Source organism: Pseudomonas soli, assembly GCF_900110655.1.
In the GTDB taxonomy this organism is placed as follows: Bacteria; Pseudomonadota; Gammaproteobacteria; order Pseudomonadales; family Pseudomonadaceae; genus Aquipseudomonas; species Aquipseudomonas soli.
Genome location: NZ_FOEQ01000014.1, coordinates 64,519 through 85,646, shown reverse-complemented (window position 1 = coordinate 85,646; position 21,128 = coordinate 64,519). Strand labels below are relative to the sequence as shown.

Below are 21,128 nucleotides of genomic sequence, written 5' to 3'. Positions count from 1 at the left end.
ATCCGTGGCAATAACGAGGATAAGAAATGGCGACGACCACCCTTGGGGTCAAACTCGACGACCCGACCCGTGAGCGACTCAAAGCAGCTGCGCAGTCCATCGACCGCACGCCGCACTGGTTGATCAAGCAAGCGATCTTCAACTATCTCGAGAAGCTCGAGGGTGGCGCCACCCTGAACGACCTCAACGGCCATGCCGCCGCTGGCGACGACGCCGGCGAAGTCGCCGCCGACCACGCCCACCAGTGCTTCCTGGAATTCGCCGAAAGCATCCTGCCGCAGTCGGTCCTGCGCTCGGCGATCACCGCCGCCTACCGCCGCCCCGAGCAGGAAGTAGTGCCGATGTTGCTGGAGCAGGCTCGCCTGCCCGCGGCCCAGGCCGAAGCCACCAACAAGCTGGCCGCCAGCCTGGCCGACAAGCTGCGCAACCAGAAGAGCGCCGGTGGCCGCGCCGGTATCGTCCAGGGCCTGCTGCAGGAGTTCTCGCTGTCCTCGCAAGAAGGCGTGGCGTTGATGTGCCTGGCCGAAGCCCTGCTGCGCATCCCCGACAAAGGCACCCGTGACGCACTGATCCGCGACAAGATCAGCACCGGCAACTGGCAGCCACACCTGGGCAACAGCCCATCGTTGTTCGTCAACGCCGCCACCTGGGGCCTGCTGCTGACCGGCAAGCTGGTCAGCACCCACAACGAATCCGGCCTGACCTCCTCGCTCACCCGCATCATCGGCAAGAGCGGCGAGCCGATGATCCGCAAGGGCGTCGACATGGCCATGCGCCTGATGGGCGAACAGTTCGTCACCGGCGAGACCATCGCCGAGGCCCTGGCCAACGCCAGCAAGTTCGAATCCAAGGGCTTCCGCTACAGCTACGACATGCTCGGCGAAGCCGCGCTGACCGAGCACGACGCGCAGAAATACCTGGCCTCCTACGAGCAGGCGATCCACTCGATCGGCAAGGCCTCGCACGGCCGCGGCATCTATGAAGGCCCGGGCATCTCGATCAAGCTCTCGGCCCTGCACCCGCGCTACAGCCGCGCCCAGTACGAGCGCGTGATGAGCGAGCTGTACCCGCGCCTGCTGTCGCTGACCCTGCTGGCCAAGCAATACGACATCGGCCTGAACATCGACGCTGAGGAAGCCGACCGCCTGGAGCTGTCGCTGGACCTGCTCGAGCGTCTGTGCTTCGAGCCGTCGCTGGCCGGCTGGAACGGCATCGGCTTCGTCATCCAGGCATACCAGAAGCGCTGCCCGTACGTGATCGACTACGTCATCGACCTGGCCAAGCGCAGCCGTCACCGCCTGATGATCCGCCTGGTGAAGGGCGCTTACTGGGACAGTGAGATCAAGCGCGCCCAGGTCGAGGGGCTGGAAGGCTATCCGGTCTACACCCGCAAGGTGTATACCGACGTGTCCTACGTCGCCTGCGCCCGCAAGCTGCTGGCCGTGCCAGAAGCCATCTATCCGCAGTTCGCCACCCACAACGCCCACACCCTGTCGGCCATTTACACCATTGCCGGGCAGAACTACTACCCAGGCCAGTACGAGTTCCAATGCCTGCACGGGATGGGCGAGCCGCTGTACGAGCAAGTGGTAGGCAAAGTCTCCGAAGGTAAGCTAAACCGTCCGTGCCGCGTATACGCCCCGGTCGGCACCCACGAAACTCTGCTGGCATATCTGGTCCGCCGCCTGCTGGAGAATGGTGCCAACACTTCGTTCGTCAACCGCATCGCCGATCACTCGATCTCGATCCAGGAACTGGTAGCCGACCCGGTCGCCAGCATCGAGCGCATGGGCACCCAGGAAGGCAGCATCGGCCTGCCGCACCCGCGCATCCCGATGCCGCGCGCGCTTTATGGCAGCGAGCGGGCCAACTCGGCCGGCATCGACATGGCCAACGAACACCGCCTGGCGTCGCTGTCCTGCGCCCTGCTGGCCACCGCACACAACGACTGGAAAGCCACGCCGCTGCTGGCTTGCGCCGCCAGCGAACAGCCGGCCGCACCGGTGCTCAACCCGTCCGATCATCGCGATGTGGTCGGCCATGTGCAGGAAGCCACCGTCACCGACGTCGACAACGCCATCCAGTGCGCGCTCAACGCCGCGCCGATCTGGCAGGCCACCCCGCCGGCCGAGCGCGCCGCGATCCTCGAACGCGCCGCCGACCTGATGGAAGCCGATATCCAGCCGCTGATGGGCCTGCTGGTACGCGAAGCCGGCAAGACCTTCGCCAACGCCATCGCCGAAGTGCGCGAGGCGGTGGATTTCCTGCGCTACTACGCGGTGCAGGCACGCAACGACCTGCGCAACGACAACTGCCGCCCTTTGGGTCCGGTGGTGTGCATCAGCCCGTGGAACTTCCCGCTGGCGATCTTCTCCGGCCAGGTGGCCGCGGCCCTGGCCGCCGGCAACCCGGTATTGGCCAAGCCGGCCGAGCAGACCCCGCTGATCGCCGCCCAGGCCGTGCGCCTGATGCTGGAAGCCGGCATCCCCGAAGGCGTGCTGCAACTGCTGCCGGGCCAGGGCGAAACCGTCGGCGCCGGCCTGGTCGGTGACGAGCGCGTCAAGGGCGTGATGTTCACCGGCTCCACCGAAGTCGCCCGCCTGCTGCAACGCAACATTGCCGGGCGCCTGGACAACCAGGGCCGTCCGATCCCGCTGATCGCCGAAACCGGCGGCCAGAACGCGATGATCGTCGACTCCTCGGCGCTGACCGAGCAGGTGGTGATCGATGTGGTGTCCTCGGCCTTCGACAGCGCCGGCCAGCGTTGCTCGGCCCTGCGTGTGCTGTGCCTGCAGGAGGACTCCGCCGACCGCGTGATCGAGATGCTCAAGGGCGCCATGGCCGAAAGCCGCCTGGGCAACCCGGAGCGCCTGTCGGTGGACATCGGCCCGGTGATCGACGCCGAAGCCAAGGCCGGCATCGAGAAGCACATCCAGGGCATGCGCGACAAAGGCCGCAGCGTTTACCAGGTGGCCATCGCCGAGGGTGAAGAAATCAAGCGCGGCACCTTCGTGATGCCGACCCTGATCGAACTGGAAAGCTTCGACGAGCTCAAGCGCGAAATCTTCGGCCCGGTGCTGCACGTGGTGCGCTACAACCGCAAGGACCTGGACCAGCTGATCGAGCAGATCAACGCTTCCGGCTACGGCCTGACCCTGGGCGTGCACACCCGCATCGACGAGACCATCGCCAAGGTGGTGGACAACGTCAACGCCGGCAACATGTACGTCAACCGCAACATCGTCGGCGCCGTGGTCGGGGTGCAGCCGTTCGGCGGTGAAGGCCTGTCGGGCACCGGCCCGAAAGCCGGCGGCCCGCTGTACCTGTACCGCCTGCTGTCGACCCGCCCGGCCGACGCCATCGCCCGCCACTTCCAGGCCGACGACGCGCGCAGCAAGGCCGACACCACCCTGCGCGACCAGCAGCTCAAGACGTTGACCACCCTCAAGACCTGGGCGGCCAGCAGCCAGATGAACGACCTGGTCGCGCTGTGCGAGCAGTTCGCCGAGCAGTCGCAGAGCGGCATCACCCGCGTGCTGCCAGGCCCGACCGGCGAGCGCAACACCTACAGCGTGCTGCCACGCGAACACGTGCTGTGCCTGGCCGACAACGAGGCCGACTTGCTGGCCCAGCTGGCGGCGGTACTGGCCGTGGGTAGCTCGGCGGTGTTCCAGGACGGCGAGCCGGGCAAGACCGTGCGCGCCCGACTGCCGAAGGAGCTGCAAGCGAAGATCAAGCTGGTGGCGGACTGGAGCAAGGATGAGGTCGCCTTCGACGCGGTCATCCACCACGGTCACTCCGACCAGTTGCGCGGCGTCTGCGAGCAGGTGGCCAAGCGTGCCGGCGCGATCGTCGGCGTGCATGGACTGTCGAGCGGCGATCACCAGATCGCCCTGGAGCGCCTGGTGATCGAGCGGGCGGTGAGCGTGAACACCGCGGCAGCGGGTGGTAACGCCAGCCTGATGACCATCGGTTAAGACGGCTGACACCATCGCGGGGCAAGCCCGTTCCTACAAGGTCGTGTTTTGGACTTTGTGGGAGCGGGCTTGCCCCGCGATGCTTATGGGTGAACAGGTAGGGGCGCTGATCATGTTGGCTAATTCCAGTAAGCCCTTATTTCTAACGCCATCTTAAGATTTACGTATTGTTGCGTATTCGAAAACTTTCTTTTCCACTGATCACCTAGCAGCCTCTTGTGCAAGGGAACAGACTCCTTGAACACAAGATATTGATGGAAAACCTCCTTGGCATCGGAGCTAATAACTCCTCCATGAATCTTTACACTCCTCGTCTTCTTGTTTATCAAATAGAGATTCTGGTGATCCATCCTGTAATCGCCGGACGCAAGACTATCCAAAATTTCTAGCGCCCCCACTGCAGACCGTCTGTTGACAAGCAGTGACTGCTTGCTCAATTCAGGGGAAACCCACTGACCATAGTCTTCCGGCTTCATGCCCAAGGGGATCAGACTTTCAAAATCGGCTTGCAATGCGTCATAGTTTGGCCCCACAAATCTGTCACGATTGTCCACATGGAGCGTCATTGCATCCGTTAAGTTTGCTGCGCCGGTAAAAACCACACTGCCAGGACTCTGGCTGTTTACCTGTGGGACTGTCCTACTCCAGACAACGCGCTGTTCTGGCCATCTCCCTACGGTTGTCTGGTTAAATTGATATCCAACCCGTCCTGAGGGATCAATACGATTGATGGGGTCTCCCTCACTATAGGCATATGCATTCAACCCTCCGGCAGCAAATGGACTCAGTACATCAGGGCTGTTAAAGCGCATCAGCCTCGTGCTGTACATACGATGCCCATTTCCCAACAGATAGCGGCCAGGTTCCGAGTCCCGTAGATAACCGGCATAGCCCAGTAAGGCAGCGTGATCCCCAGAAGGCTCAAAGCCGTAGGGACCATAGACATGGCCAAAATGCCCGGAGCCCCAGGCGCTGAAGGTGATCGAACCATCGCTGCGTGTGCCGGTAAGCAGCCCGTCGCGCTGCCCGACCTGAGCCAAGGCACCTCCGGCTCCACGCACGATACGCCTGCCCGCCCCCACTTCCCCGACGACAACAGGCCTACCTTCCATATAGAAAAAATACTTCATCGCACACCTGCCAAAAGGAATCTCAAACAAGTATTGATAGTCGTGGAGCACTCTGAAACTGGTACTTTTACTAGTCTCGACAGCTGCAGGCAGGTGTTAGGGTGAAAGGTTCATGCTAGCCCGGCTCGAGAAACGGCAGCCCGCGACAGCGGCCTTGGTGGGAATCCATAGCGCCCGGCGCCCGAGGCAGCCTGGGCGATGGCCACTTCTGCCCCCATATCACCCACACCAATTAACCTGTCCCCTGCCCCACCACCCCGCCTAGACTCGCTGCAACCCGAACCAGGAATGCCGCCATGTCCGAGCAACTCCTCAGCAGCCGCAACCTCGCCTTCGAACTCTACGAAGTCCTCGACGCCGAGGCCCTGACCCAGCGTCCGCGCTTCGCCGAGCACAGCCGCGAGACCTTCGACGCGGCGCTGACCACCGCACGCACCATTGCTGAAAAGTACTTCGCCCCGCACAACCGCAAAGCCGATGAAAACGAGCCACGTTACGTGGACGGCCGCGCCGAGCTGATCCCGGAAGTGAAACCGGCCGTGGACGCCTTCCTCGAAGCGGGCTTTCTCAACGCCAACCGCGACTTCGACGTCGGCGGCATGCAGTTGCCAAGCCTGGTATCGCAGGCCTGCTTCGCCCACTTCCAGGCGGCCAACGCTGGCACCACGGCCTACCCGTTCCTGACCATGGGCGCGGCCAACCTGATCGAGAGTTTCGGCACTGAAGAGCAGAAGCGCCTGTTCCTGCAGCCGATGATCGAGGGCCGCTACTTCGGCACCATGGCCCTGACCGAGCCCCATGCCGGCTCGTCACTGGCCGATATCCGCAGCCGCGCCGAACCCGCAGGCGACGGCAGCTACCGGCTCAAGGGCAACAAGATCTTCATCTCCGGCGGCGATCACGAGTTGTCCGAGAACATCGTGCACATGGTCCTGGCCAAGCTGCCGGACGCACCAGCCGGGGTGAAGGGCATCTCGCTATTCATCGTGCCCAAGTATCTGGTCAACCCCGACGGCAGCCTGGGCCCGCGCAACGATGTGCTGCTGGCCGGGCTGTTTCACAAGATGGGCTGGCGCGGCACCACTTCTACCGCGCTCAATTTCGGCGACAACGGCCAGTGCGTCGGCTACCTGGTCGGCCAGCCGCACCAGGGCCTGGCCTGCATGTTCCAGATGATGAACGAGGCGCGCATCGGCGTCGGCATGGGCGCGGTGATGCTCGGCTACGCCGGTTACCTGTATTCACTGGAGTACGCCCGCCAACGCCCACAGGGCCGCCTGCCGGACAACAAGGACCCGCACAGCCCCGCCGTGCCGATCATCGAGCACAGCGACGTCAAGCGCATGCTGCTGGCACAGAAGGCCTACGTGGAGGGTGCCTTCGACCTGGGCCTGTACGCGGCCCGGTTGTTCGATGACACCCACACCGCGGCGGATGCAGAGGCACGCCGGCAAGCCCTGGAGCTGCTCGACCTGCTCACGCCCATCGTCAAGTCCTGGCCTTCGGCGTTCTGCCTGAAGGCCAACGAGCTGGCGATCCAGATCCTCGGCGGCCACGGCTATACCCGCGAGTACCCGGTCGAGCAGTACTACCGCGACAACCGCCTCAACCCGATCCACGAAGGTACCGAAGGCATCCAGTCCCTCGACCTGCTCGGGCGCAAGCTGGCGCAGAACAACGGCGCCGGGCTCAAGCAACTGATCCGCCTGATCGCCGGCACCTGCGAGCGCGCCAGCCATCACCCGAACCTCGACACACTGCGCCAGCCGCTGGAGCAGTTGGTCAATCGCCTTCAAGCGGTCGCCCTCGCCCTGCTCGGTGACCTGGGCCAAGGCAAGGTCGCTGGGGCCCTGGCCAACTCGGCGCTGTACCTCAAGGCCTTCGGCCACTGCGTGATCGGCTGGCGCTGGCTGGAGCAGGCGATCCATGCCGAGGTCGGCCTGCTCAAGGGCAGCGACCGCGACTTCTACCTGGGCAAGCTCCAGGCCGCGCGTTATTTCCTCACCTGGGAAGTGCCGGGCTGCCATAATGACCTCGCTTTGCTCGAGGCCCGCGACGATACGTGCCTGGGCATGCAAGAGGGGTGGTTCTAGGCTTTGTACGAAAAGTCGCCGAGCGGCGATCAGGCAAGGCGAAAACAGGCGAGGAACGGTCGGAGTCGCGCTCGACTTTGCAGGTTGCAAATGAGCATTCCGAGCCTGTTTTCAACGCAGCATGATCGACGCGCAGGCACTTTTCGTATAAAGCCTAGGGGGAGCCACCGCACACACGGAGATTTCCATGTTCGACTCCAGCACCCTGCTGCGCCAGCGCTTCGCCGCGCTGCGCAGCACGGCCGAACTGTTCTCGCTTCGCCATGTGAAGCAATCGCACCAGTCACTGTCGGTTCGGCGCAACGTCGCCGAGCCGCCCTTCTTCAGCCAGGACGAAGGCGCCATGCTCACCGTGCGGGTCAACGGCGTCGAGGCCTACGCGGCCACCGCCGACCTGTCCCAGGCAGGCCTGCAACGCGCGCTGGAACAGGCCGAGGCACTCGCCCGGAGGATCAAGGCCAGCAGCCTGCTCGACCTGAGTGGCCAGGCCGCCCCGAGCGGGCGTCACGATCATGTATCGCCCAACTTCGAACAGTCCCTGCCCAAACTCGCCGACTGCCTGGACCTGCTCGCCGCCGAGTCCGCCAGCGTACCCAGGGACGAGCGCTTTGTGGACTGGCAGGCAAGCCTGGGCTTCAGCGTGGTCGAGCAGACCTACCTGAACTCCGCCGGCGCCGAGCTGCGTCACGCCCAGCGCTTCATCTACCCAGGCCTGGGCGTCACCGCCAGCGACGGCCAGGACAGCCAGAGCCGCAGCCTGGGCCGGGAGAACTTCGGGCAGCAAGGCGGCTTCGAAGTGGTCGAGCGCTGCGGCCTGGTCGGCGCGGCCCGCCGGGTGGCCGACGAGGCGCTGCAATTGCTGCTGGCGCCGAACACCCCGGCTGGTCAGCGCGATCTGTTGCTGATGCCCGACCAGATGATGCTGCAGATCCACGAATCCATCGGCCACCCGCTGGAGCTGGACCGCATTCTCGGCGATGAGCGCAACTACGCTGGCACCAGCTTCGTCAAAGCCAGCGATTTCGGCCATCTGCAGTACGGCTCGAAGCTGCTCAACGTGACCTTCGACCCGACAATCCATGAGGAGCTGGCCAGCTACAGCTTTGATGACGACGGCACCCCGGCCAGCAAGCAGTTCCTGATCCGCGATGGCTTGCTGGTGCGCCCCCTGGGTGGCGCCCTGTCGCAACTGCGCTCGGGCCTGGACGGCGTGGCCAACAGCCGCGCCTGCGGCTGGAACCGCGCGCCGATCGACCGCATGGCCAACCTCAACATCGAGCCGGGCGAGCAGACGCTTGCGCAACTGATCGCCGGCATCGAGCACGGCATCCTGATGCGCACCAATCGCTCTTGGTCCATCGATGATGCGCGCAACAAGTTCCAGTTCGGTTGTGAGTGGGGCCAACTGATCGAGAACGGCGAACTCAAGGGCGTGGTGAAGAACCCGAACTATCGCGGCATCTCCGCCGACTTCTGGCGCAACCTCTCGGCGGTCGGTGACCGCAGCACCTTCCAGGTACTCGGCACGCCCAACTGCGGCAAAGGCGAGCCCAACCAGGTGGTGCGAGTCGGCCATGCCTCGCCGGCCTGCGTGTTCCGCCAGATCGACGTATTCGGAGGGGACGCCTGATGAGCACCGCCTACCAGCAACGTTTCGAAAGCTTGCTCGATAGCCTGAACGCCGCCGTGCAGCCCGGCGAGCAGTTCACCCTGGGCTACAGCGCCGAGCACTCGCAGTTCGTGCGCTTCAACCATGCCAAGGTGCGCCAGGCCGGGCTGGTCAGCCAGGCCAGCGTGCAGTTGCGGCTGGTCCGCGAAGGACGCCAGGCAGAGCAGCAGATCACTCTGGGCGACGATGCCGAACTCGACCGCCAGCGCCTGCACGACGCCCTCGCGCAACTGCGCCAGACCCTGCCGCTGCTGGCGGTGGATCCCTACCTGAACCTCGACTACAGCGCCTGGCACAGTCATAGCCTGCTGGAGCAGCCACTGCCCGAGCTGGACGAAGTGCTGGCCTTGGTCGAGCGCGAAGCCGGCGACCTGGATCTGGTCGGCATCTATGCCGCCGGCCCCATCTGCCGTGGCTTCGCGAGCTCGTTCGGCGCCTTTGGCTGGCACCAGGCCAACAGTTTCAACTTTGACTGGAGCCTGTTCCACGCCAACGGCCAGGCCGTCAAAGCCAACTACGCAGGGCAGGCCTGGAGTGGCGAAACCTTTGCCGCACGCCTGCGTCAGGCTCGCGAACAGCTGGCGCACCTGGGGCGCCCGGCCGTCACCCTCAAGCCCGGCAGCTACCGCGCCTACCTGGCACCGGCGGCGATGGACGAAATCGCCGGCATGCTGTGCTGGGGTGGTTTTTCCGCGCAGGCGCTGGCCACTGGCAACAGCCCGTTGCAGCGCCTGTACAACGGCGACGCGCAATTGAGCCCGCTGGTGAGTTTCCGCGAACAGGTCAGCGGCTCGCTGAGTCCGGCCTTCTCCGACGAGGGTTCGCCGCGCCGCGACCTGCTGCTGATCGGTGAAGGGCGGGCGCTGGAGCGGCTGGTGAGTGCGCGCAGCGCCGTCGAATTCGGCCAGCAGGCCAACGGCGCCGACAGCTACGAGTCGCCCTGCGCGCTGAGCCTGGCGCCGGGCAACCTGCCCTGCGAGCAGATTCTCGAACGTCTGGGCACCGGCCTTTACATCAGCAACCTCTGGTACTTGAACTACTCGGACCTGCCAGCGGCGCGCATGACCGGGCTGACCCGCTTCGCCACCTTCTGGGTGGAGAACGGGCAGATCCAGGGCCCGGTGAGCACCATGCGCTTCGACGACAGCCTGTACAACCTGCTGGGCAACCAGCTGGAGGACCTGAGCCAGGAGCGCGAGATGATCCTGTCGACCAGCACCTATGGACAGCGCAGCACCGGGTCGAGTCATCTGCCGGGGGCGCTGGTCAAAGGGCTGACCCTCACCTTGTAACATGCGTGGGAGCGGGCTCCCACGAGCCTGCTCCTACAATGGGCCCTACACTCGCCTGAGGTTTCTCATGCCCGACCGCGCACCATTGGACCCCGTCACCGCCCGCTGGATCCCCTGGGTGGTGGCCATCGCCTTCTTCATGCAATCGCTGGACGGCACCATCCTCAATACCGCGCTGCCGGCCATGGCCCGCTCGCTGGCCGAAGACCCGCTGCGCATGCAGGGGGTGATCATCGCCTACATGCTCACCGTGGCCCTGCTGATCCCGGCCTCGGGCTGGATTGCCGACCGCTTCGGCACCAAGCGCATCTTCTTCAGCGCCATCTTGCTGTTCAGCTTCGGCTCGCTGTTGTGTGCCATGGCCAACAGCCTCGGTTTCCTGATCTTCGCCCGGGTGGTGCAAGGCCTGGGTGGCGCCCTGATGCTGCCAGTCGGAAGGCTGGTGGTGTTGCGCGCCTACCCGCGCAGCGAACTGGTGCGGATCATGAGCTTCATCACCATCCCCGGCCTGCTCGGGCCACTGCTTGGTCCGACCGTGGGCGGTTGGCTGGTGGAAATTCTTAGCTGGCACTGGATCTTCCTGCTCAACCTGCCGGTGGGCGCCGTGGGTTGCTATGCGGTGTGGAGGTTCATCCCCGACCTGCGCGGCGCCGAGCGCACCACCTTCGACGGGCCGGGCTTCCTGCTGTTCGGCGCGGCGATGGTGCTGATCACCATTGCCATGGAAGGGCTGGGCGAACTGCACCTGCCGCACCTGCGGGTGATGCTGTTGCTGTTCGCCGGCATGGCCTGCCTGGCCGCCTACTGGCTGCGCGCCGGGCGCGATCCGGAGCCACTGTTCTCGCCGTCACTGTTCCGCGTGCGCACTTTCGCCATCGGTATCCTCGGCAACCTGTTCGCCCGCCTTGGCAGCGGCGCCCTGCCCTTCCTGGTGCCGTTGCTGCTGCAAGTGGCGCTGGGTTATTCACCTGCCCAGGCCGGGATGAGCATGATTCCGCTGGCGGCGGCGGCGATGCTCGCCAAGTCGGTCGCCCGGCCGCTGATCGAGCGCCTCGGCTATCGCATCGTGCTCACCGGCAACACCCTGCTGCTGGGCCTGCTGCTGGCCAGCCTGGGGCTGGTCGATGAACAGACGCCGTATGCGCTGCTGCTGGCGCAGCTGGCGATGCTGGGCGCGGTGAACTCGATGCAGTTCACGGCGATGAACACCGTGACCCTGATCGACCTCGACGACGCCAGCGCCAGCAGCGGCAACAGCCTGCTGTCGGTGGTCGCGCAACTGTCGCTGAGCCTGGGCGTAGCCTGCGCCGGCGCGCTGCTCGGTGGTTTCACCGCGGCTGGCAGCGCCGAAGGCGTGGAAAGCACCCTGGGGGCGTTCCAGCTGACCTTCGTCACCATCGGCGTGATGGCCATGCTGGCGGCGGCGATTTTCCTGCAATTGGCGCCGACAGACGGAAGGCGCGCTCGTCGTCCGGAAGAACACGTCGAGTCGTAGGGCGAATGGCTGTGAGGCTGGTAGACTGTGCGACATTTTTCGCTCCAGCCGCAGGCCCGCCTCGTGACCGTTGAAACCACCGCCTTTGCCACCCTCCCGCTGTCCGCCGCCATGCTGGCCAACCTGGACGCCCTGGGCTACGCCTCGATGACCCCGATCCAGGCCCAGAGCCTGCCGGTGATCCTCAAGGGCCAGGACCTGATCGCCCAGGCCAAGACCGGCAGCGGCAAGACCGCCGCCTTCGGCATCGGCCTGCTCAACCCGATCAACCCGCGCTACTTCGGCTGCCAGGCGCTGGTGCTGTGCCCGACTCGCGAGCTGGCCGACCAGGTGGCCAAGGAGCTGCGTCGCCTGGCCCGCGCCGAGGACAACATCAAGATCCTCACCCTGTGCGGTGGCGTCTCGCTCGGCCCGCAGATCGCCTCGCTGGAACACGGTGCGCACATCATCGTCGGCACCCCGGGGCGCATCCAGCAGCACCTGGACAAAGGCACCCTGGTGCTCGACGGACTCAACACCTTGGTGCTCGACGAAGCCGACCGCATGCTCGACATGGGCTTCTTCGACGCCATCGCCAGCATCATCGGCAAGACCCCGTCGCGCCGCCAGACCCTGCTGTTCTCGGCCACCTACCCGGCCGGCATCGAGCAGTTGGCCAAGGCCTTCATGCGCCAGCCGCAGCAGGTCAAGGTCGAAGCGCTGCACAGCGACAACCAGATCGAACAGCGCTTCATCGAGATCGACGCTCAGCAGCGCCTAGACGCCGTGACCCGTGTACTCGGCCACTACCGTCCACAGTCCTGCGTGGCGTTCTGCTTCACCAAGCAGCAGTGCGAAGACGTCGTCGCCCATCTGACCGCCAAGGGCATCGTCGCCCAGGCCCTGCACGGCGACCTGGAGCAACGCGACCGTGACCAGGTGCTGACCATGTTCGCCAACCGCAGCAGCTCGGTGCTGGTAGCAACCGACGTCGCTGCCCGCGGCCTGGACATCGATGGCCTGGACATGGTCATCAACGTCGAACTGGCGCGTGATGCCGAGATCCACGTGCACCGCGTTGGCCGTACCGGTCGTGCAGGCGAGAAAGGCGTGGCGATCAGCCTGGTGGCGCCGGCCGAGGGCCATCGCGCCCAGGCCATAGAAGACCTGCAGAAGCAGCCGCTGCGCTGGGAACAGTTGGACAGCCTCAAAAGCAAAGGTGGCGAGCCGCTGCTGCCACCAATGACCACCCTGTGCATCGCCGCCGGGCGCAAGGACAAGCTGCGCCCGGGTGACATTCTCGGTGCGCTGACCGGCGACGCCGGGTTGCCAGGCAAGCAGGTGGGCAAGATTGCCATCTTCGACTTCGTCGCGTTCGTGGCCGTGGAGCGGGCAGTGGCCAGACAGGCCATGCAGCGCCTGAACAGCGGCAAGATCAAGGGTCGCGCCCTGAAAGTCCGTATCGTCTGAAGTCTTTTTGGGGCTGCTGTGCAGCCCATCGCCGGCCATTGAAGAGGTAAAACCGTGCACTCCACCGACGTGATCATCCTCGGCGCCGGCGCCGCCGGCCTGATGTGCGCCCTGCTCAGCGCCCAGCGCGGGCGCCGGGTGCTGGTGCTCGACCACGCCAACAAACCGGGCAAGAAGATCCTCATGTCCGGCGGCGGGCGCTGCAACTTCACCAACATGTACACCGAACCCGCCAACTTCCTTTCGCACAACCCGCACTTCTGCAAGTCGGCGCTGGCCCGCTATACCCAGTGGGACTTCATCGAGCTGGTGTGCAAGCACGGTGTGCCGTACCACGAGAAGAAACTCGGCCAGCTGTTCTGCGACAACAAGTCCAGCGACATCCTCGACATGCTCCTGGCCGAGTGCGACCAGGCCGGCGCCGAGCTGCGGATGAACACCAGCATCGACAAGATCGAAAAGACCGAGGCCGGCTACACCCTGCAGACCAGCGCCGGCCCATTCGCCTGCCAGTCACTGGTGATCGCCACCGGCGGCCTGTCGATCCCGACGCTCGGCGCCAGTGGCTTCGGCTACCAGGTCGCCCGCCAGTTCGGCCACGAACTGCTGCCCACCCGCGCCGGCCTGGTGCCGTTCACCATTACCGAGCCCCAGCTCAAGGCACTGTGCACCGAGCTGTCCGGCACCTCGCTGGACTGCATCGCCAGCTGCAATGGCACCAGCTTTCGCGAGAACCTGCTGTTCACTCACCGTGGCCTGAGCGGGCCGGCGATCCTGCAGATCTCGTCCTTCTGGGAGGCCGGCGACACGCTGGAGATCAACCTGCTGCCTGATCGCGACGCCCTGGAATGGCTGCAAGGCCAACAAGCCGAGCGTCCCAACAGCGAGCTGAAGACCGTGCTGGCCGAGGTATTCACCCGCAAGCTGGCCAACTTGCTGGCCGAGCAGTGGTTCGAATCCAAGCCGCTGAAGCAGTACACCCCTGCGGAACTGGCGCAGGTCGCCGAAAAATTGGCGGCCTGGCAGGTGGTTCCGGCGGGGACCGAAGGCTATCGCACTGCAGAAGTGACCCTGGGCGGGGTGGATACCCGCGAAGTGTCTTCGAAAACCATGGAATCGCTGAAGAGCCCTGGGCTGTACTTCATCGGCGAAGTGCTGGACGTGAGCGGGCACCTGGGCGGTTTCAACTTCCAGTGGGCTTGGGCTTCGGCCAACGCTGCGGCGCAGTTCGTGTAGAGTAGAATCCATTCAGCAGCACGGAACGCTTCTTGCTGGTCCATCGCTGCGAAGGGTGAAAAACCATCGCGGGGCAAGCCCGCTCCCACGAAGACCGACTCGGCTCGTGGGAGCGGGCTTGCCTGCGATGAAGCCCCAGAGATTCTTTTTCGAATACTGCCCAGCAGGCCATCATGTCATCGAGCTCGTTCCGCCATTCATTGCGTCGCCTGTGGGGCCAAGACAAGTTCAGCTATGCCATCCGTGTGACCATCGCCCTCACCGGCAGCATGGCCTGGTGCTGGTACCAGAACGAGATGAGCCTGCTCATCCCGCTGTTCCTGGGCATCATCGCCAGCGCCCTGGCCGAGACCGACGATGGCTGGCAGGGACGCCTCAGTGCCCTGCTGGTGACCCTGGGCTGTTTCGCCGTCGCCGCGCTGTCGGTCGAGCTGTTGTTCCCCTACCCCTGGATCTTCGCGGTCGCGCTGGCCCTGGCGGCGTTCTCCCTGACCATGCTCGGAGCCTTGGGCGAACGCTATGGGGCGATCGCCTCGGCCACCTTGATCCTCTCGGTCTACACCATGATCGGTGTCGACCAGCGCGGCGGAGAGGTCAGCGATTTCTGGCACGAGCCGTTGCTGCTGGTCACGGGTGCGGCCTGGTACGGACTGCTGTCGGTGTTGTGGCAGGCGCTGTTTTCCAACCAGCCGGTGCAACAGAGCCTGGCCAGGCTGTTCTACGAGCTGGGCAGCTACCTCAAGCTCAAGGCGAGTCTGTTCGAGCCGGTCCGCACCCTCGATGTCGAGGCCACGCGCCTGGAACTGGCAAAACAGAATGGCAAGGTGGTCGCCGCGCTCAACGCTGCCAAGGAAATCATCCTGCACCGGGTCGGCAACAGCCAGCCCAACTCCAAGGTCAGCCGCTACCTCAAGCTGTACTTCCTGGCCCAGGACATCCATGAGCGGGTCAGCGCCTCGCACTACCCCTACAACGCGCTGACCGAGGCGTTTTTCCACAGCGATGTGATGTTCCGCTGCCAGCGCCTGCTGCGCAAACAGGGCTCATCCTGCCAGGAACTGGCCCGCTCGATCCGCCTGCGCCAACCCTTCGTACTCGCCAGCGGCTACCCAGAGGCCCTTGAAGACCTCAATGCCTCGCTGGAGCACCTGCGCACCCAGAACAACCCAGCCTGGCGCGGCCTGCTGCGTTCACTACGAGCCCTGGCGGCCAACCTGGCCACGCTGGACCGCCTGCTCAGCGCCGCCAGCAACCCGGACAGCCTGGCCGATGCCAGCGACAGCAGCCTGCTCGACCGCTCACCACGCAACTTCAAGGATGTGTGGAAACGCCTGCGCACCCAGCTGACGCCCACCTCGCTGCTGTTCCGCCACGCCCTGCGCCTGTCGCTGGCATTGTCGGTGGGCTATGGCATGGTCCACCTGATCCACCCGACCCAGGGCTACTGGATCATCCTCACCACGTTGTTCGTCTGCCAGCCCAACTATGGCGCGACGCGGCGCAAACTGGTGCAGCGGATCATCGGCACCGCCATCGGCCTGACCGTGGGCTGGGCGCTGTTCGACCTGTTCCCCAACCCGATCGTCCAGTCGCTGTTCGCGGTGGTCGCGGGGGTGGTGTTCTTCGTCAACCGCACCACCCGCTACACCCTGGCCACGGCGGCGATCACCCTGATGGTGCTGTTCTGCTTCAACCAGATCGGCGATGGCTACGGGCTGTTCCTGCCACGCCTGTTCGATACCCTGGTCGGCAGCCTGATCGCCATCCTCGCGGTGTTCCTGTTCCTGCCCGACTGGCAAGGCCGACGGTTGAACAAGGTACTGGCCAACACCCTCGCCTGCGCCAGCGAGTACCTGCGCCAGATCATGCAGCAATACGCCCATGGCAAGCGTGACGACCTGGCCTACCGCCTGGCCCGGCGCAATGCGCACAATGCCGACGCGGCACTGTCGACCACCCTGGCCAACATGCTCATGGAGCCAGGACATTTCCGTAAGGAGGCCGACGTCGGCTTCCGCTTCCTGGTGTTGTCACATACCTTGCTGAGTTACCTCTCGGGGCTGGGCGCGCACCGCGATACAGCGCTGCCGGCCGAAGTCCACGAGCAGTTGATCGATGGTGCCGGGCGGAGCCTGGCCAGCAGCCTGGACGAGATCGCCAATGGCCTGGCGGCACGCTTGCCGGTGGCGATCCACAGTGACGCCGAGGAGGCGCTGGCCAACGCGCTGGAACAGATGCCCGAGGAACTGGACGAGCATCAGCGCCTGGTGCAGACGCAATTGGCGCTGATCTGCCGGCAGTTGGGGCCGTTGCGGACCTTGGCCGGGCATCTGATCAAGGAAGGCCAGCCCGCCTGATTACCCGCTCCCACACCAGGAGCGGGCTCAGAAACCATGCTGGCGCATCAGGCGGGCGTAGCTGCCGTCGGCCTTCATGGTGGCGATGGCTTTTTCGAAACGCGCCACGATCTTCTTGTGCTCCGGGTGCTTGAGGCTCACCAGGATGTGCAGGCTGTTCTCGCCCAGCGGCGGGTCGACGAAGGTCACACCCTCGCGCACCTGCTGCGGCTCGCGCTGCAGGTTGTAGCGCGCCACGTATTCATCCTCCACCGCCAGGTTCACCCGCCCGGCCGCCAGCATGCGCACCGCTGATGAAAAGTTACGCACCAGTACCTTGTTCAGGCGTTCGTCGCTGTCGAATTCGGGGGAATAGGCGTAGTCGCGCACCACGGCGATGGTGTAAGGGTACAGGTCAGCCTGGCGGGCATAGGCAAAAGCCTCGCCTTCACGCTTGAGCAGGCGGATGCGGTTGACCAGGTAGGTTGCAGAGAACTGGCCGATCAGGGTGCGCTCCTGGTTGTACCAGGCATTGATCAACACATCGTAGCGCCCCTCGCCCACCCCCATCAGCGCCCTGGCCCAGGGCACCTCCTCGAACTCGGTGGCGTAGCCGGCACGGGTCAGCGCCGTGGTGACGATGCTGGTGGCCAGGCCGCCACCGGGCATGCCGGTATCGGTGAAAGGCGGCCAGCTGTCGGCCACCAGCCGCAGCTTGCCATGGGCCAGGGCAGGCCCCGCGCACAACAGTCCCAGTAATGCAAGAACGCAAAGCAGTGGCCGCATGCTCAAATCCTTTCGAAGTTGGGGGCCCACGCTGGTGACGGCGATCTCTAACTAGCAACAGAGGTTGCAGATTACACAAGCCAAATCCTGGCGGCAGCGGACGATAATGTCATTTAGCCTCTATTTTGGCCGAATCCTGGACGGCGTCATTCTCCCTCGTCGTGACCGCCTGGATTTGCGATGATCGACGGTCAACCGAAGGAGACCCCCCATGTCCATCGAGTGGATCTGCAAGCACCATGGCGACCTCGCCAAGGAACAACTCTACGCCATCCTGCAACTGCGCACCGAGGTGTTCGTGGTCGAGCAACGATGCGCCTACCAGGAAGTCGACGGGCTCGATCTGCAAGGCGATACCCTGCACCTGATGGGCTGGGACGGGAACCGATTGGTGGCCTACCTGCGTTTGCTCGACCCGCAATCAAACAATGGCGACGTGGTGATCGGCCGGGTGGTCACCGCCCCGTCGGCGCGTGGGGGCGGGCTGGGGCATCAGTTGCTGCTCAAGGGGCTGGAGTGCGCAGCGCACTGCTGGGCGGGGACGCCGGTGTACCTGTCGGCCCAGGCGCACCTGCAGGGCTACTACAACCGCCATGGCTTCGAGGTGGTGGGCGAGGAGTACCTCGAGGACGATATTCCGCATATCGGCATGCGCAAGGGCTGAGGGCATTGCCCCGCGACGCTCAAGGGTAGCCCAGTACGTCACGGATCTGCCGCAGGTGCTGGATGATCCACTGCTTGTCGATCGCGCCCCAGTCGTGAATCCGGTAATGGCCGGCATGGTTGCGCGCACCGGCCTGCTGCTCGAACTCGCAGATGATGTCCAGGTCGGCCAAGGCGGCGATGGTGTCCTGGGCGGTACGCCGGGGCATGCCGGTGGCCTCCATCAACGCCGGCACACTGGTGGCGGTCTGGCTGTCGATCAGCCAGGCCACGTAAAGGCGGCGGTAGAAGCTGCTGCGGGTCTTGCTCACTTCCGTGGTCATGGGGTGCTTGTCCCTCAGGTGTTGCCCGGCAGTTCCCGATAGGTCAGGTAGACGCGCAGGTCGAATTCAAGTTGATGGTAGTCCGGCTCCATGTGCTGGCAGAGCTGGTAGAACGCCTTGTTGTGATCGCGCTCCCTCAGGTGCGCCAGCTCATGCACCACGATCATGCGCAGGAACTGCGGCGCTGCCTCGCGGAACAACGAGGCGACGCGGATCTCCTTCTTGGCCTTGAGCTTGCCGCCCTGCACCCGCGATACCGCCGTGTTCAAGCCCAATGCACGGTGGGTGAGGTCCAGGCGGTTGTCGAACAGGACCTTGTCCAGCGGCGGCGCACTGCGCAGGTACTGCTGCTTGATTTCCTGGGCATAGCCGTACAGGGCCTTGTCGCTCTGCACGTCGTGGCGTTCGGGATAGCGCTGGCGCAGGTAGTCGCCCAGGCGATCGCTGGCGATCATCTGGCGCACCTGTTCCTGCAGGTGCGGCGGGTAGGCTTGCAGGTAACGTAGGGCGGTCATGGCTGGCGTTCGGAACGAGAAGACGCGAGTTTAGCCAATCACGACGCCCATGGGAAAAGCGCCGGGAAATCGCCAGCGGCGTCGGCAGTGAGCGGCCGGGCCACCAGGAACCCCTGCACGTAGGCGCAACCGGCGCCCTTGAGCCATTCGGCTTGGGCCCGAGTCTCGACACCCTCGGCGATTACCGTGATGTCGTAGGCCGCGCACAGGTCGATGACGCTGCGCACCAAGGCGATATCCGCCGCCGAGTCCGGCAACCGCGCGACCAGGTGGCGGTCGAGCTTGAGCGTGTCGATAGGCAGGTCGCGCAGCATGCGCAACGAGCAGTCGCCGGCGCCGAAGTCGTCCAACGCCACGCGAATGCCCAGCTCTCGCAGGCGGTGCACCTGCTTCACCGCCGCGTCGATGTTGTACATCAACGAGGTCTCGGCCACCTCCACCTCCAGCTGGGCGGGTTGCAGTTGATGCTTCTCGATCACCTGGGCCAGTTCATCGACCAACCCGGGCATGGTGAACTGGGCGCGGCTCAGGCTGATGCCCAGCACCAGCTGCGAACCAAAGCGCTCGCTCCAGGCATTGCGCTGCGCGGCGCCCTTGCGATAGATCCAGCTGGCCAGGCGGTTGATCAGACGAGCCTCCTCCAGCAGGGGAATGAACAACCCGGGCGGCACGTCGCCAACGCTGGGGTGCTGCCAGCGCAACAACGCCTCGAAGCCCCGCAAGCGGCCATCGGTGAAAGCCACCTGCGGTTGGTAGACCAGAGTGAAGTCATTCTGCTCGATGGCTGTACGCACACTGTCCTCGAGCATCAGCCGCGAGCGGGCGCGGCCATTGAGTTCCTGGTCGTAGAAGCGATACTGCTGGCGTCCGGCCTGCTTGGCCGCGTACATCGCCGCGTCGGCGGCGCGCAACAGGCCTTCCACGTTAGCGCCACAGTCCGGGTAGGTGGCAATGCCGATGCTCACCCCCAGGTTCACCTCCAGCCCATCCACCTGCTGGAAGCTCGACATACGCTCCAGCAGTTTCTCGGCGTAGCGGCCGGCCTGCTCGGGGTACGGCAGGCCATCGAACAGGGCGGTAAACTCGTCGCCGCCCATACGCGCCAGCAGCGCCTCGCTGCCCAGGCATTCCTTGAGCTGGTCAGCCACCCAGCGCAGGACGGTATCGCCAGCGTCATGGCCGAGCAGGTCGTTGATCCGCTTGAAACCGTCCAGGTCCATGTACATCAGGGCCTTGGCCTTGTCTGAACGCTCGTTGCGCAGCAACGCGCTTTCGGCTGTCTGGTAGAAGCCACGGCGATTGAGCAACCCGGTCAAAGGATCGGTCACTGCCTGGTACTCCAGTTGCTGGTGCAGGCTACGCACCACCGACATGTCCAGCACCGTGACCACCATGGCTTTCTGCTCGGCGGGCAAAGGCGCGCAGGACAGCGCTACGGGCACCAACTGACCACCGAGGGTGCGCAACTGGGCGTCGTGGACACGGAAGATCTGCCGCCCCAGATAGGCCTGGTAAAAGTCCGACTCAGGCCAAAGATTGGCGCAGGGGAGCTGGATCAGGTCCAGCATATGCGCGCCTTGCAGCTTCTCCACCGGCGCATCCAGGAGGCGCGAGATGGCCGGGTTGGCGAAATCGATGCTGCCCCCCTCATCCACCACCAGGATGCCCTCGGCGGCATTTTCCAGGATCGAGGCGTTGAACGCCCGCGCCGACTCCAGTTCACGGGTCAGCCGTTGCAGCATGCGCCTGTTGCGCTGCTGCTCCAGCAGAGCCTGGACCTTGGGCTTGAGTATTTGCGGGTCGAACGGTTTGAACAGGTAATCCACTGCGCCACTAGCATACCCCTTGAGCACCGCGGCGTCGGACTGCTCGTTGGCGGTCAGAAAAATAATCGGAGTCAAACGGGTGCGTTGGCTGCCGCGCATCAGGCGGGCCACCTCGAAACCGTCCATCTCGGGCATCTGCACATCGAGCAGCACCAGATCGACCTCGTGCTCAAGCAAGGTGCTCAGGGCTTCCATCCCTGAACTGGCGGTCAATACCTGCCAATCCTGGCGGGTCAGCAGAGCCCGCATGCTGATGAGGTTCTCCGGATAGTCGTCTACGATCAGCAGAACCGAACTGCTTTCCGGTGTTTGAGAATAAGCGCCATCCATGTTGCTTC

General features: G+C 64.6%; 14 protein-coding genes. 9 read left to right on the top strand and 5 right to left on the bottom strand.

What is annotated here, in order from left to right:
• Window positions 1-26 precede the first annotated feature (26 nt).
• The gene (gene putA, locus BMY03_RS23135; protein WP_094012360.1) at window positions 27-3,977 is read left to right on the top strand and encodes a trifunctional transcriptional regulator/proline dehydrogenase/L-glutamate gamma-semialdehyde dehydrogenase; all 3,951 of its coding nucleotides are present in this window, start codon (window positions 27-29) and stop codon (window positions 3,975-3,977) included.
• Window positions 3,978-4,096: 119 nt separating this feature from the next.
• On the opposite strand, the gene BMY03_RS23130 is transcribed toward putA, so the two are convergent.
• Complete coding sequence (locus tag BMY03_RS23130; protein ID WP_094012359.1) at window positions 4,097-5,107, bottom strand: RHS repeat-associated core domain-containing protein; 1,011 nt, start codon at window positions 5,105-5,107, stop codon at window positions 4,097-4,099.
• Window positions 5,108-5,403: 296 nt separating this feature from the next.
• Here BMY03_RS23130 and BMY03_RS23125 point away from each other — a divergent pair, with 296 nt between their 5' ends.
• The 7 genes from BMY03_RS23125 (at window position 5,404) to yccS (ending at window position 16,698) form a co-directional block, all read left to right on the top strand.
• Entirely contained in the window at window positions 5,404-7,200 is a 1,797-nt protein-coding gene (locus tag BMY03_RS23125) for an acyl-CoA dehydrogenase (protein WP_094012358.1), read from the top strand.
• A 187-nt stretch (window positions 7,201-7,387) separates the two neighbouring features.
• A complete protein-coding gene (locus BMY03_RS23120) occupies window positions 7,388-8,830 on the top strand; it encodes a TldD/PmbA family protein (RefSeq protein WP_094012357.1) in 1,443 nt (480 codons plus the stop codon).
• Window positions 8,830-10,161 (top strand): TldD/PmbA family protein, encoded by a 1,332-nt coding sequence (locus tag BMY03_RS23115; RefSeq protein WP_094012356.1) that lies wholly within the window; start codon window positions 8,830-8,832, stop codon window positions 10,159-10,161. Before BMY03_RS23120 ends, BMY03_RS23115 begins: the two co-directional genes overlap by 1 nt.
• 67 nt (window positions 10,162-10,228) lie before the next feature.
• A complete protein-coding gene (mdtD, locus tag BMY03_RS23110) occupies window positions 10,229-11,656 on the top strand; it encodes a multidrug transporter subunit MdtD (protein WP_023632381.1) in 1,428 nt (475 codons plus the stop codon).
• Between the two features lie 111 nt (window positions 11,657-11,767).
• Window positions 11,768-13,105: an ATP-dependent RNA helicase DbpA gene (gene dbpA / locus BMY03_RS23105; protein WP_244891349.1), complete on the top strand. Its 1,338-nt coding sequence runs from the start codon at window positions 11,768-11,770 to the stop codon at window positions 13,103-13,105.
• A gap of 54 nt (window positions 13,106-13,159) precedes the next feature.
• Entirely contained in the window at window positions 13,160-14,341 is a 1,182-nt protein-coding gene (locus BMY03_RS23100; RefSeq protein WP_094012354.1) for a BaiN/RdsA family NAD(P)/FAD-dependent oxidoreductase, read from the top strand.
• A gap of 173 nt (window positions 14,342-14,514) precedes the next feature.
• On the top strand, window positions 14,515-16,698 hold the full coding sequence (yccS, locus tag BMY03_RS23095; RefSeq protein WP_023631168.1) for a YccS family putative transporter: 2,184 nt from the start codon (window positions 14,515-14,517) through the stop codon (window positions 16,696-16,698).
• Window positions 16,699-16,725: 27 nt separating this feature from the next.
• Here yccS and BMY03_RS23090 read toward each other — a convergent pair whose 3' ends face one another.
• Window positions 16,726-17,463, bottom strand: a complete 738-nt coding sequence (locus BMY03_RS23090; RefSeq protein WP_094012353.1) for a substrate-binding periplasmic protein — start codon at window positions 17,461-17,463, stop codon at window positions 16,726-16,728.
• A 211-nt stretch (window positions 17,464-17,674) separates the two neighbouring features.
• Here BMY03_RS23090 and BMY03_RS23085 point away from each other — a divergent pair, with 211 nt between their 5' ends.
• Window positions 17,675-18,127, top strand: coding sequence for a GNAT family N-acetyltransferase (locus tag BMY03_RS23085; RefSeq protein ID WP_094012352.1), 453 nt, complete (start codon window positions 17,675-17,677; stop codon window positions 18,125-18,127).
• Between the two features lie 19 nt (window positions 18,128-18,146).
• Here the strand turns inward: BMY03_RS23085 and BMY03_RS23080 are convergent, their stop codons facing one another.
• Genes BMY03_RS23080 through BMY03_RS23070 form a run of 3 tightly spaced genes read right to left on the bottom strand, consistent with a single transcriptional unit; the run spans window position 18,147 to window position 21,120 of the window.
• A complete protein-coding gene (locus tag BMY03_RS23080; RefSeq protein ID WP_023631707.1) occupies window positions 18,147-18,449 on the bottom strand; it encodes a winged helix-turn-helix domain-containing protein in 303 nt (100 codons plus the stop codon).
• Between the two features lie 14 nt (window positions 18,450-18,463).
• Window positions 18,464-18,964, bottom strand: a complete 501-nt coding sequence (locus BMY03_RS23075; RefSeq protein WP_023631708.1) for a M48 metallopeptidase family protein — start codon at window positions 18,962-18,964, stop codon at window positions 18,464-18,466.
• A gap of 38 nt (window positions 18,965-19,002) precedes the next feature.
• Window positions 19,003-21,120, bottom strand: a complete 2,118-nt coding sequence (locus BMY03_RS23070; RefSeq protein WP_094012351.1) for a putative bifunctional diguanylate cyclase/phosphodiesterase — start codon at window positions 21,118-21,120, stop codon at window positions 19,003-19,005.
• Window positions 21,121-21,128 lie beyond the last annotated feature (8 nt).

Coding starts and splice junctions, on each gene's coding strand:
- putA (WP_094012360.1), top strand. CDS start 27: ATGGCGACGACCACCCTTGGGGTCAAACTCGACGACCCGACCCGTGAG.
- BMY03_RS23130 (WP_094012359.1), bottom strand. CDS start 5,107: ATGAAGTATTTTTTCTATATGGAAGGTAGGCCTGTTGTCGTCGGGGAA.
- BMY03_RS23125 (WP_094012358.1), top strand. CDS start 5,404: ATGTCCGAGCAACTCCTCAGCAGCCGCAACCTCGCCTTCGAACTCTAC.
- BMY03_RS23120 (WP_094012357.1), top strand. CDS start 7,388: ATGTTCGACTCCAGCACCCTGCTGCGCCAGCGCTTCGCCGCGCTGCGC.
- BMY03_RS23115 (WP_094012356.1), top strand. CDS start 8,830: ATGAGCACCGCCTACCAGCAACGTTTCGAAAGCTTGCTCGATAGCCTG.
- mdtD (WP_023632381.1), top strand. CDS start 10,229: ATGCCCGACCGCGCACCATTGGACCCCGTCACCGCCCGCTGGATCCCC.
- dbpA (WP_244891349.1), top strand. CDS start 11,768: ATGCTGGCCAACCTGGACGCCCTGGGCTACGCCTCGATGACCCCGATC.
- yccS (WP_023631168.1), top strand. CDS start 14,515: ATGTCATCGAGCTCGTTCCGCCATTCATTGCGTCGCCTGTGGGGCCAA.
- BMY03_RS23090 (WP_094012353.1), bottom strand. CDS start 17,463: ATGCGGCCACTGCTTTGCGTTCTTGCATTACTGGGACTGTTGTGCGCG.
- BMY03_RS23085 (WP_094012352.1), top strand. CDS start 17,675: ATGTCCATCGAGTGGATCTGCAAGCACCATGGCGACCTCGCCAAGGAA.
- BMY03_RS23080 (WP_023631707.1), bottom strand. CDS start 18,449: ATGACCACGGAAGTGAGCAAGACCCGCAGCAGCTTCTACCGCCGCCTT.
- BMY03_RS23075 (WP_023631708.1), bottom strand. CDS start 18,964: ATGACCGCCCTACGTTACCTGCAAGCCTACCCGCCGCACCTGCAGGAA.
- BMY03_RS23070 (WP_094012351.1), bottom strand. CDS start 21,120: ATGGATGGCGCTTATTCTCAAACACCGGAAAGCAGTTCGGTTCTGCTG.